At 68.0% G+C, this 1840-nt stretch carries 3 protein-coding genes; 2 read left to right on the top strand and 1 reads right to left on the bottom strand.

The window, feature by feature from the left end; genetic code table 11:
- Positions 1-440: tRNA (adenosine(37)-N6)-dimethylallyltransferase (locus sphsw_RS13165; protein WP_031441007.1), on the bottom strand; the 440-nt coding region annotated here is incomplete at its 3' end.
- Between sphsw_RS13165 and serB the strand changes: the two genes are divergently transcribed.
- Both serB and sphsw_RS13155 read left to right on the top strand, forming a co-directional pair.
- The gene (gene serB / locus sphsw_RS13160) at positions 433-1314 is read left to right on the top strand and encodes a phosphoserine phosphatase SerB (RefSeq protein WP_031441006.1); all 882 of its coding nucleotides are present in this window, start codon (positions 433-435) and stop codon (positions 1312-1314) included. The genes sphsw_RS13165 and serB overlap by 8 nt on opposite strands.
- Before the next feature lie 140 nt (positions 1315-1454).
- A partial coding sequence (locus tag sphsw_RS13155) for a Crp/Fnr family transcriptional regulator (RefSeq protein WP_152555492.1) occupies positions 1455-1840 on the top strand: 386 nt, incomplete at its 3' end.

Raw genomic sequence — 1840 nt, 5'->3', positions numbered from 1 at the left:
TCGAGCAGCGCGAGCGCGGCATGCGCCTCGGCGACGGGGAGCGCGCGGACCTGCTCGCGAAGGTCGGGGTCGATCGCGGGGACGGGGGCAATGCCGTCGAGCAGCGTGCGGACATAGAGGCCCGTGCCGCCGACCAGGATCGGCAGTCTGCCCTCCGCCGCCACCTCGTCGATCGCGCGCGTCGCCTCGGCGGCCCAGCGCGCGGCGGAATAGGTCGCGTCGGCGGCGTCGACATGGCCGAACAGGCGGTGCGGGGCGCTCGCTTCCTCTTCAACCGAAGGACGCGCGGTGAGGATCCGGAGATCGGCATAGACCTGCGCGGAATCGGCATTGATGACGACGCCATCGTGGCGCGCGGCAATGGCGAGCGCGAGCGCGGACTTGCCGCTCGCGGTCGGCCCTGCGATGAGCGCGACCTTCGGGAGATGTTCTATGTTCACGGCAACGCTTATAGCCTCGGGCACGCTGACCGCAGGCGATATTTCGACCGCGATGGACCGGCTCCGCGACGCCGGCTGCGCGCCGGGTGCGAGCGGCTGGATCGACGAAGGTGACGCCGCCGACCTGATCTTCGGCATGGCGCCCGACGCGGCGCGGACCGCGCTCGAGGGGGCGTTCGGCAAGACCGATGTGGTCGTGCAGTCGAGCCTGACCCGGACCAAGGCGCTGCTGATTGCGGACATGGATTCGACGATGATCACCGTCGAGTGCATCGACGAGCTCGCCGACTATGCGGGCATCAAGCCGCAGATCGCCGAGATCACCGAGCGCGCGATGCGCGGCGAACTGGACTTCGAGGCGGCACTCGATGCGCGCGTCGCGCTGCTTGAGGGGCTGGCGGAGAGCGACATCGAACGCTGCCTCGCCGAACGGGTCACGATCATGCCGGGTGCGCAGGCGCTGGTACGGACGATGCGCGCGCGCGGCGCGAAGGCCGTGCTCGTGTCGGGCGGCTTCACGCGCTTTGCCGAGCCGGTGGCGCGGACGATCGGCTTCGACGTCGCGATCGCCAACGTGCTCGAGATTGCCGACGGCACGCTGACGGGGCGGGTCGCGCGGCCGATCGTCGGATCGCACACCAAGCTGGCGACGCTGCACGCCGCGCTGGCCGAGCACGGGATCGCGGTCGAACAGTCGCTCGCGGTCGGCGACGGCGCGAACGACCTGGCGATGATCGAGGCGGCGGGGCTGGGCGTCGCCTATCATGCCAAGCCGATCGTCGCGGCAGCCGCGGCGGCACGGATCGACCATGGCGATCTGACCGCGCTGCTCTATGCCCAGGGCCTGCCGCGCGCCGCCTGGGTGACCGAATGAGCGCCGTCAAGCGCGTTTCCAGCCACCGAGTCCCTCTTTGGTAATCCAGGTTAAGCCACTGCGCCATATCCCGGCTTGCTAAGCTGTATCCAAAAATTAGGGGTCGATGCCAAAGACTTGCGATTGATTGGCTGAGACGAATGGATGCTGGCTGGGACTATGAGCGCTTCAAGGCGTTCACCTGTGCGGATGACGACGACATTGATACCTTCCGCCGGCTCGCCGGGCCAACGATCGGTTTGAAGCGTGGCGAGATCCTGCGGATGCAGGGGGAACCTGACCCACAGGTCTATATACTGCTGAGCGGCTGGGTTGCGTGCAGCATCATCGTCGGCGAGAGCGCGCGGCAGATCGTCAAGGTTCATCTGCCCGGCGATCTGGTCGGGATGCCGAGCCTTGCCGCCCCGACCGCGTGTGACACGATCGAAGCGGTCTCGGCGGCGAAGCTCGGCGTGATCGAGACCACAGCGATCGGGCAGGTGTTCAGCAGCAACCCGCGGCTCGCGGCATTGCTGTTCCTCGTCTC

The sequence above is a fragment of the Sphingomonas sp. FUKUSWIS1 genome (assembly GCF_000733135.1).
In the GTDB taxonomy this organism is placed as follows: domain Bacteria; phylum Pseudomonadota; class Alphaproteobacteria; order Sphingomonadales; family Sphingomonadaceae; genus Sphingomonas; species Sphingomonas aerolata.
Note: the sequence above shows the minus strand (reverse complement) of the source record. Positions and strands in the feature narration are given on the sequence as shown.

What these genes read in the sequence shown, in the direction of transcription:
- serB (WP_031441006.1), top strand. Translation starts at nt 433, where the DNA reads ATGTTCACGGCAACGCTTATAGCCTCGGGCACGCTGACCGCAGGCGAT.